An 8,481-nucleotide genomic window follows, 5' to 3' on the forward strand; every position below is an offset into this window, starting at 1 on the left:
TTCGACCACCTCGTCGCGGACCAGGTGCGCGCGTGGATCCCCGGCACGTACGCCACGCTGGGCGCCGACGGCTTCGGCTTCTCGGACACGCGTGCGGCGGCCCGGCGCCACTTCAAGATCGACGGCCCGTCGACGGCCGTGCGCGTCCTGCAGCAGCTCGCGCGCACGGGTGCGGTGAGCAAGGAGGCGCCCGCCCAGGCGATCGAGCGCTACCGCCTGTACGACGTCACGGCCGGCACGTCCGGCAACACGGGCGGCGACAGCTGATCCGAGTCGTCACGGCATGACGAAGGCCCGGGCTCCTGGAGCCCGGGCCTTCGTCGTGCCCGGCTGTCAGGTGCCGGGGATGGTCTGCTCGGCGTGCGCGACGTCGCGGGCGAGCTCGCTCTTGAGGTCAGCGACGGCCTTCTGGTCCGGGTAGAGGTCCAGGGCGGCGATGTGCTGCTTGGCCTCCAGCGGCCGGCCTGCCTCGATGGACGCGAGGACCAGCTGGCGGGCGACCTCGGGGTCGTGCTCGCGCGGGCGCCAGTGGCCGACGCCGAGCCCGAGGGCGTCGACGGGAAGCCCGGCGGCGCGCAGCAGGGCAAGCGCCTCGACCAGGGCACGACCGGACGGGTCGCGCTCCGCGCCGGTGGTCAGGCGGCGCACGGTGCCCTCGTGGTCGTCGTGCACGGAGAGCCGAGCGACCTCGATGAGCGGGTACCAGGCGCGCGGGTTGCCCGCGAGCTCCTCGCCGAGCGCCCACACGGCGAGGTCCGCGGCGCGCTGCCGCTCGGTCTCGTCCGGCGGGGCCGCCAGCGGGTCGCCGTCGGCCGCGGTGGACTCCGCCGCACGACGCCGCACGATCTCGGCGAGGGCGATGAACGCCCGCTCGTTGTTCGGGTCGTCGCTCAGCATGGAGCGCAACGCGTCCTCGTGGAGGGTGTCGCCACGGCGCGCAGCCTTGGTCGGCCGACGCGCGCCGACACGCGAGGCCGAGCTCGGCCGTCGCATGAGCTGTCGCAGTCGGGGCAGGAGTGCCATGACGCGACCCTATCCGGTAGCGACCGAGCACACCCGGCTGGGGACATTCCTCACACACCGCACGAGGGCGCGTCCGACCCCCGTTTGTCGACTTCCCACAAGGCCGGACCCTATGCTCGGCAGCATGTCCAGCACCGCACACGGGACAGGCACCGCCGCCGCCCCACCCGACGAGCCGGCTGCACCGCGTGCCCGGCGGTCCACCTCGTCCCGCAGCCGGGTGCCCGTGCTGGAGGCTCGCGGCGGTCCGGAGACCCAGCGCCGCGTGCGGGACTCCGCCGGCCTGCTGTCCGCGGCCGCGATGCGCCGGCTCGACGAAGACCTGGACTGGTACCGGGCCCTGCCCGCCGAGGACCGGTCGTGGGTGGGCCTCGTCGCCCAGGCGGGCATCACCGCGTTCGTCACCTGGTTCGCCGAGCCGACGCGCCCGCCGCACGGCGTCGGCGACATCTTCGCCGCCGCGCCGCCGGAGCTGACCCGGTCGATCTCGCTGCAGCACACGCTCCAGCTGGTGCGGGTCGTCGTCGACGTCGTCGAGACGCACAGCGACCGGCTGGCCGCGCCGGGCGACGAGCGCGAGGTCCGCGAGGCCGTGCTGCGCTACTCGCGCGAGGTCGCGTTCTCGGCCGCGGAGGTCTACGCGCGGGCCGCCGAGGTGCGCGGCGCCTGGGACGCACGCCTCGAGGCCCTCGTCGTGGACGCGCTGGTGCGGGGCGACGTGGACGACGCCCTGCGCTCGCGCATCGCCGCGCTCGGCTGGAGCGGACGGGGATCGACGCTGGTCATGGTCGGCACGACGACGTCCGCGCTCGACGACGTCCGCGCCGCCGAGCTGCGCCGGGCCACCCGCCGCGCCGCCGACGACGCCCTGGTGGGCATCCAGGGCGACCGCCTGGTGGTGTTCCTCGGTGGCGAGGGCGACCTGCGCGTCGCGGCGAGCACGCTGCTGCCGCGGTTCGGTCCGGGTCCCGTGGTCATCGGGCCCGTGGTCGGGGACCTGACGGACTCGGCACGCTCCGCACGGGCGGCGCTCTCGGGGCTCGTCGCGGCTCCGGCCTGGGAGCAGGCGCCCCGTCCGGTGCAGGCCGACGAGCTCCTGCCCGAGCGCGTGCTGATCGGCGACGTCACCGCGCGGCGCACGCTCGTCGCGCAGGCGTACGCGCCCCTGGCGGCCAGCCAGGGCTCGCTGCTCGAGACGCTGTCGGCGTACCTGGGCACGGGACGGTCCCTCGAGGCCGCCGCCCGCACGCTGTACGTGCACCCCAACACGGTGCGCTACCGCCTGCGCCGCGTGTCCGACGTGACCGGCTGGGACCCTCTCGACGCCCGCGAGTCCTACGTCCTGCAGACGGCGCTCGCACTCGGTCGCCTCGACGCCGCCGAGGCCGCGCCCACGGTGAGCGCGCGCTGACGTCGTTGTAGGAGTCGTACAAGGGCGTCCGAGAAGGTTGGTGCACGCCGTGAGGCGGGCGGACGCGCCCGGCCAGGCAGAGTGGTCGGGTGCTCGCAGTCGTCTGCCCCGGTCAGGGCGCCCAGTCCCCCGGCATGCTCGCCCCGTGGCTCGAGCTGCCGTCCGTCGCCGAGTCGATCGCGCGGGCCTCCCGCACGACCGGCCTCGACCTCGTCGCCCACGGCACCACGTCCGACGCCGACACCATCCGTGACACGGCCGTCGCCCAGCCGCTCCTCGTGGCCGCCGCGCTGGCGAGCCTGCGGGCCGTGCTGGACCTCGACGCCGACGACGCCCTCGCGGTCGCCGCGCAGAAGGTGGTCGGAGTCACCGCCGGTCACTCGGTCGGCGAGCTCGCCGCGGCCGCGATCGCCGGTGTGCTGACCGACGACGAGGCCCTGCGGCTGGTCACCGTCCGCGGTGCGGCCATGGCCCGCGCCGCCGCCGCGACGCCCACCGGGATGTGCGCGGTCCTGGGTGGCGACGCCGACGAGGTGCTCGCCGCGCTGGCCTCGCACGGCCTGGTCCCCGCGAACGTCAACGGCGGCGGGCAGGTGGTCGCCGCCGGCACCCTCGACGCGCTGGCAGGCTTCGCTGCCGCTCCCCCGGCCCGCGCCCGCGTGGTCGCCCTCCAGGTGGCCGGTGCGTTCCACACCGAGCACATGGCGCCGGCGGTCTCCGAGCTGCGGGCGGCCGCCGACGACATCAGCCCCGGCGAGCCGCAGGTGCGGCTGCTCACCAACTCCGACGGCACCGTGACCGCCTCCGGCGCGCGGGCCCTCGAGCTGATCGTCGCGCAGGTCGCCAACCCGGTCCGCTGGGACCTGTGCCAGGCCACCCTGCTCGAGCTGGGCGTCACCGGGCTCCTGGAGGTCGCCCCGGCAGGGGTGCTCACCGGCCTGGCCCGGCGTACGCTTCCCGGGGTCGAGACGGTCGCCGTCAAGACCCCCGCCGACCTCGACGCCGCACGTGATCTCGTCCGTCGGCACGCCGGAACCCCCGCAGATCACCAGGAGAACCCGTCGTGACCCGTCCTACCCTCACGCAGGCCACCGGACCGGCGCACACCCGCATCCTCGGCCTCGGTGGCGTCCGCGGCGAGCGGATCGTGCCCAACGACGAGCTGGTCGAGGCCATCGACTCCTCCGACGAGTGGATCCGGCAGCGCACCGGCATCGTCACCCGGCGACGCGCCGAGGCGGGCACCGACGTGCTCGACCTGGCCGAGGGCGCCGCGCGGCAGGCGATCGCGAACGCGGGGCTGACCGGCGCGGACATCGACGTCGTCATCCTCTCGACGGTCACCTACTTCCACCAGACGCCCGCCGGCGCCGCGATCATCGCGGACCGCATCGGGGCGACCCCGGCGGCCGCGTTCGACATCTCGGCCGCCTGCGCCGGCTACTGCTACGGCATCGGCCAGGCGGACGCGCTGGTGCGCGCCGGCACGGCCCGCCACGTGCTGGTCATCGGCGCGGAGAAGATGAGCGACTTCATCGACCCGACCGACCGGTCCATCTCGTTCCTGCTCGGCGACGGCGCCGGCGCGGTCGTCATCGGCCCGTCGGACACCCCGGGCATCGGTCCGACCATCTGGGGCTCCGACGGCAGCCAGTCGCAGGCCATCCGTCAGACGCACTCGTGGCTGGCCACGCGCGACGAGGGCGCCGGCTGGCCCACGCTGCGCCAGGAGGGCCCCAGCGTCTACAAGTGGGCCGTCTGGCAGATGGCGCCGGTCGCGCAGAAGGCCATGGACGCCGCGGGCGTGACCGCGGACGAGATCGAGGCCTTCATCCCGCACCAGGCGAACATGCGGATCATCGACCAGATGATCAAGACGCTGAAGCTCCCGGACACCGTCGTGGTCGGCCGCGACATCGCCGACACCGGCAACACGTCCGCCGCCTCGATCCCGCTGGCCGCCGAGCGGCTGCTCCGCGAGGGCCAGGTGCCCAGCGGCGCGCTCGCCCTGCAGATCGGCTTCGGAGCCGGCCTGGTCTACGCCGCGCAGGTCGTCGTCCTGCCCTGAACCCTGAGGTACGACCCCACGGTTGTACCGTTCGTCCGACCCCACACCGCACGAACCAACACGAGGAGATACCGATGGCGTACAGCGAGCAGGAGATCCTGGCCGGACTGGCCGAGATCGTCAGCGAGGAGACCGGGCTGCCCACCGACTCCGTCCTGCCCGAGAAGTCCTTCACCGACGACCTCGACATCGACTCGCTGTCGATGATGACGATCGTCACGCTCGCCGAGGAGAAGTTCGACGTCCGCATCCCCGACGACGAGGTCAAGAACCTCGCCACCGTCGGCGACGCCGTCACCTTCATCACGGGCGCGCAGGCCTGAGCCTGTCCCGCCGGGTCGGTCCCGGGCCTCGCCGCCCGGGACCGGCCATCCTCTCGACAGCCGACCTGGAGCACCGATGAGCCACGTACCTGACGTCGTCGTCACCGGACTGGGAGCCACGACGCCCCTCGGCGGTGACGTCCCCAGCACCTGGGCCGCCGCACTGAACGGCGAGTCGGGCGCGCGCCGGTTCGAGAACGACTGGGTCGAGCGCTTCGGCCTCCCCGTCGAGTTCGCCGCGACCATCAAGGTCGACCCCAGCGAGGTCCTGACCCGCCCCGAGCAGAAGAAGATGGACGTGTCCGCGCAGTACGCGGTCATCGCCGCCCGCGAGGCCTGGGCCGACGCGGGCTCGCCAGAGGTCGACGGCGACCGGCTCGGCTCGGTCGTCTCGTCCGGCATCGGCGGCATCCGCACGATCCTCGACGCGTGGGAGGCCCTGCTCTCGCACGGCAGCGCGCGTCGGGTGCTGCCCATGACGGTGCCGATGCTCATGCCCAACTCGCCGACGGCCTACGTGTCGCTCGAGTTCGGCGCCCGTGCCGGTGCGCACGCGGTCGTGTCCGCCTGCGCCTCCGGCGCCGAGGCCATCGGCTACGCGGCCGAGATGATCCGGACCGGTCGCGCCGACGTCGTCATCGCCGGCGGCACCGAGGCGTCGATCCACCCGATGAACGTGGCCGCGTTCGCCGCGTCCCGCACGCTCTCGCTGCGCAACGACGACCCCGAGCGGGCCTCGCGCCCCTACGACCTCGACCGCGACGGCTTCGTGATGGGCGACGGCGCCGGGGTGGTCGTGCTGGAGAGCGCCGCGCACGCCGCCGCGCGCGGCGCCCGCGTCTACGCCCGCATCGCCGGCGTCGGCCTCTCCGCCGACGGGTACCACATCACCTCTCCCGAGCCGTCCGGCGAAGGCCAGATCCGCGCCATGCGCTCCGCGCTCGACGCGTCCGGGATCGCCCGCATCGACGTCGTGCACGTCAACGCGCACGCGACCTCGACCGTGGTGGGCGACCTCATCGAGGCCCGCTCGATCCGCGGCCTGCTGGGCGACGAGGCCGACCACGTGGCCCTCTCGGCCACCAAGTCGATGACCGGCCACCTGCTCGGTGGCGCGGGGGCGCTGGAGACGATCTTCACGATCCTCGCCCTGCGCGACCGGCTCGCCCCGCCGACCATCAACGTCGACAACCCCGACCCCGAGCTGGTGCTCGACCTGGTCCGCGACAAGCCCCGGGCGCTCCGCGACGGCGACATCGCGGCGATCAACAACTCGTTCGGGTTCGGCGGTCACAACGTGGCGCTGGTCGTCGCCTCCGTCTGACGCGACACGACGGCCCGCCCCCACTGTTCCGGGGGCGGGCCGTCGGCGTCCTGTCGTCAGCCCACGCGGTGCAGCCACCGGACGGGCGCTCCCGCGCCCGCGTACCGGAACGGCTCGAGCTCGTCGTCCCACGCCTGCCCCAGCGCGAGGTCGAGCTCGGTGCGCAGACGCGCGGCGTCCCCCGCGTGCTCGAGGGCGGCACGGATGCGGTCCTCGGGCACGACGATGTTGCCGTGCACGTCGGTGGCGGCGTGGAAGATCCCGAGCTCGGGCGTGTGGCTCCAGCGGGACCCGTCGACCCCGTGGCTCGCCTCCTCGGTGATCTCGTACCGCAGGTGGGCCCAGCCCCGCAGGGCCGACGCGAGCCGCGCACCGGTGCCCTGGGGCCCCTGCCACGAGTGCTCGGCGCGGTAGAAGCCCGGACCGGCCGGCTGCGCCGTCCAGTCGAACGAGGCGCGCGTGCCCAGCACGTTGCCCGCCGCCCACTCCACGTGGGGGCACAGCGCACGCGGTGCAGAGTGCACGAAAAGTACACCGCGGGTGATTGCACCTGCCATGTCGTCCTCCTGATCGGGCTCGAGGTTCGCCTTCCCCAACGACCTCAGTCACGAATCAGCAGTACGCACGGTCTCGCGGCGTGCTGGGGACAGCATGCCCGACGGCGCCCCGAGGCGCCAGCCGCTCAGAGCGTGTCGCGGATCGCGCGCATCGCCTTCTTGCGCACGGACCGCTCCAGGCGGTCGAGGTAGAGCATCCCGTCGAGGTGGTCGACCTCGTGCTGGAGGCACCGCGCCATGAGCTCGACGCCCTCGACGACGACCTCCTTGCCGTCGAGGTCCGTCCCGACCACCCGCGCGTACCAGGACCGGTGCGTCGGGTACCAGAGCCCGGGCACCGACAGGCAGCCCTCGTCGCCGTCCTGGTACTCGTCCTCCGACAGCTCGACGATCACGGGGTTGAGCACGTAGCCCACCTCGTCGTCGATGTTCCACGAGAACGCCCGCAGGCTGACGCCGATCTGGTTCGCGGCCAGGCCGGCTCGCCCGTCGGTGTCCACGGTCTCGAGCAGGTCCTCGACGAGTCCGCGCACGCGGTCGTCGATCGTCGTGATCGGGTCGCAGGGTGTGCGCAGGACGGGGTCTCCGACTGTCCGGATCTCTCGCATCGCCATGCGCCGATCCTCGCACGGCGGACCGGTCGGCGAGGCGGACACGGCCCCGACCGGCGCCGTCCGGGTCCCGTGTGTGAGCAGAACGACACCGCGAGCCCGAGACCCCGGTCGCCGAGCGGCGTACTCTTTGTACTGACCGGTCAGTTTAGATTGGAGCTCGCGATGCTCGCAGGACCCGAGACCCTCGCCCCCGAGGCGGACGTCGCCGTGCAGCCGCGGCCCGCCGTCGTCGCCCGGGGGCTGCAGCTGCACGCCGACCGCGGTGCCGTCTACGGCCCCGTCGACCTCGAACTGGAGGCCGGCGCGCTCACCCTGATCCAGGGACCGCAGGGAGCCGGTCGCTCGAGCCTGCTGCTCACGCTCGCCGGCCGGATGGTGCCCGACGCGTCGTCCGAGCTCGTCGTCCTCGGGCACCGGCTGCCGGCGCAGCGCGCGCTGGTGCAGCGCGAGGCGGCTCTCGCCGGGTTCGYCGGCATCGACGACCTCGACGACTCGGTCACGRTGGGCGACCACGTCCGGGAGCGGCTCGCGTGGCTGTCGCCCTGGTACCGCCGGGCCCGGCGGGCCGACCAGGCGCTCGTCGACACGGTCCTCGGGCCGGTCTTCGGCGGACGCCCCGTCCCGGACGCGGGGACCGTCGTCTGGCACCTCGACGAGGTGGACGCCCTGCTCCTGCGCATCGGGCTCGCGATGGCCCAGCGCCCCGGCCTGCTCGTCGTCGACGACGTGGACCAGGTGCACGACCGGGCTCGACGCCGCCTGGTCTGGGACCGCCTCGAGGCGGTCGCCGCCACGGGCGTCACCGTCGTCGCCTCCTGCGCGGCCGCCGACGAGGCCGCGGGCACCGCCTGGACCGTCGTGCCCGTCGCCGCCCCCCTGCCCCTCACGGACTGAAGGATCGTCATGCTCTCGCTCACCTCCGGTACCGAGCTGCGCCGGTTCCGCCGCGGCCGGCTCCCCCGCCTCGCGGTCGCCGCGATGCTGCTGGTCCCCCTGCTGTACGGCGCGCTCTACCTCTGGGCGTTCTGGAACCCGTCCGGGCACCTGGACGCCATGCCGGTCGCCCTGGTGAACGCCGACGCGGGCGCGGACCGCGACGGCTCGCGCGTGACCGCCGGACAGGACCTCACCGACGAGCTCACCGCCGGCGGCGCGCTCGAC

The 8,481-nt window shown here is 74.1% G+C and carries 10 protein-coding genes and 1 pseudogene; 8 read left to right on the top strand and 3 right to left on the bottom strand.

All coding sequences use genetic code 11. The features are described 5' to 3' along the window. On the top strand, positions 1-267 hold a 267-nt coding region (locus ACXJKG_RS16905), incomplete at its 5' end, for a hypothetical protein (protein WP_456846907.1). 66 nt (positions 268-333) lie between these two features. On the opposite strand, the gene ACXJKG_RS16910 is transcribed toward ACXJKG_RS16905, so the two are convergent. Next, on the bottom strand, positions 334-1,023 hold the full coding sequence (locus ACXJKG_RS16910; protein WP_456846908.1) for a hypothetical protein: 690 nt from the start codon (positions 1,021-1,023) through the stop codon (positions 334-336). A gap of 124 nt (positions 1,024-1,147) precedes the next feature. On the opposite strand from ACXJKG_RS16910, the gene ACXJKG_RS16915 reads away from it, so the two are divergent. From ACXJKG_RS16915 to ACXJKG_RS16935, 5 genes are all read left to right on the top strand, one after another. Further along, entirely contained in the window at positions 1,148-2,434 is a 1,287-nt protein-coding gene (locus ACXJKG_RS16915) for a PucR family transcriptional regulator (protein ID WP_456846909.1), read from the top strand. A gap of 89 nt (positions 2,435-2,523) precedes the next feature. Continuing rightward, on the top strand, positions 2,524-3,501 hold the full coding sequence (locus tag ACXJKG_RS16920) for an ACP S-malonyltransferase (RefSeq protein ID WP_456846910.1): 978 nt from the start codon (positions 2,524-2,526) through the stop codon (positions 3,499-3,501). Further along, a complete protein-coding gene (locus tag ACXJKG_RS16925; RefSeq protein WP_456846911.1) occupies positions 3,498-4,502 on the top strand; it encodes a beta-ketoacyl-ACP synthase III in 1,005 nt (334 codons plus the stop codon). Before ACXJKG_RS16920 ends, ACXJKG_RS16925 begins: the two co-directional genes overlap by 4 nt. A 74-nt stretch (positions 4,503-4,576) precedes the next feature. Continuing rightward, positions 4,577-4,825: an acyl carrier protein gene (locus ACXJKG_RS16930; RefSeq protein WP_055913595.1), complete on the top strand. Its 249-nt coding sequence runs from the start codon at positions 4,577-4,579 to the stop codon at positions 4,823-4,825. Between the two features lie 76 nt (positions 4,826-4,901). Then, on the top strand, positions 4,902-6,149 hold the full coding sequence (locus ACXJKG_RS16935; protein ID WP_456846912.1) for a beta-ketoacyl-[acyl-carrier-protein] synthase family protein: 1,248 nt from the start codon (positions 4,902-4,904) through the stop codon (positions 6,147-6,149). Between the two features lie 56 nt (positions 6,150-6,205). Here ACXJKG_RS16935 and ACXJKG_RS16940 read toward each other — a convergent pair whose 3' ends face one another. Both ACXJKG_RS16940 and def read right to left on the bottom strand, forming a co-directional pair. Beyond that, positions 6,206-6,706 carry a DUF3145 domain-containing protein gene (locus ACXJKG_RS16940; RefSeq protein ID WP_456846913.1) on the bottom strand — a complete coding sequence of 167 codons (501 nt, stop codon included), beginning with the start codon at positions 6,704-6,706 and terminating at the stop codon, positions 6,206-6,208. A 125-nt stretch (positions 6,707-6,831) separates the two neighbouring features. After that, positions 6,832-7,320, bottom strand: coding sequence for a peptide deformylase (gene def, locus ACXJKG_RS16945; RefSeq protein WP_370504120.1), 489 nt, complete (start codon positions 7,318-7,320; stop codon positions 6,832-6,834). Positions 7,321-7,482: 162 nt separating this feature from the next. Between def and ACXJKG_RS16950 the strand changes: the two genes are divergently transcribed. Together ACXJKG_RS16950 and ACXJKG_RS16955 are read left to right on the top strand one after the other, a co-directional pair. Further along, entirely contained in the window at positions 7,483-8,214 is a 732-nt protein-coding gene (locus ACXJKG_RS16950; RefSeq protein WP_456846914.1) for an ATP-binding cassette domain-containing protein, read from the top strand. A gap of 9 nt (positions 8,215-8,223) precedes the next feature. After that, positions 8,224-8,481: pseudogene (locus tag ACXJKG_RS16955) on the top strand (YhgE/Pip domain-containing protein); the annotation flags it as partial.

This window comes from Cellulomonas sp. P5_C6 (genome assembly GCF_054049635.1).